Source organism: Thermococcus sp. LS1, assembly GCF_012027395.1.
Lineage (GTDB): Archaea > Methanobacteriota_B > Thermococci > Thermococcales > Thermococcaceae > Thermococcus.
In genome coordinates this window covers 1-372 of the sequence record NZ_SNUJ01000013.1, presented here as the reverse complement: position 1 = coordinate 372, position 372 = coordinate 1, and the positions used below count along the sequence as shown (strand labels likewise).

The window sequence follows — 372 nt, the reverse complement described above, 5'->3', positions numbered from 1 at the left end:
AGTCTGTCTCTGTTGTCTTCTTTGTATGCCACAATCATTCCTATATCCTGTCCAACGAACTTGTATCCAACTTTGTAAAGGACATAGCCGAAATAGTCGTTGATTGTAATCAGCATTGGCTTTCCTCTCAAAAGCTCGCGGGCGTCTTTTGGACTCAAAATTGCAATTCCGTTCTCAAACTCACTTGCAGGTTTTATTTGAGCATTTGGAAAGTAGTGCTTCGCCAAGTCTTCATATCCCTTACTGACATAAACTACACTTGTATCAAAAAGCTTCCACCAATTCCTGATTATTTCTCCACGCTTGTACTCTTTGAAGTTAATTCCTTGAGCTTGAGTCTGTGTTGGTGTGGAAGTTGTTATTTGTGTCTCA

1 pseudogene is annotated in these 372 nt (G+C 40.1%); it reads right to left on the bottom strand.

What is annotated here, in order from left to right:
- Window positions 1-372 (bottom strand): annotated as a pseudogene (locus E3E26_RS11000) (phosphoesterase); the annotation flags it as partial.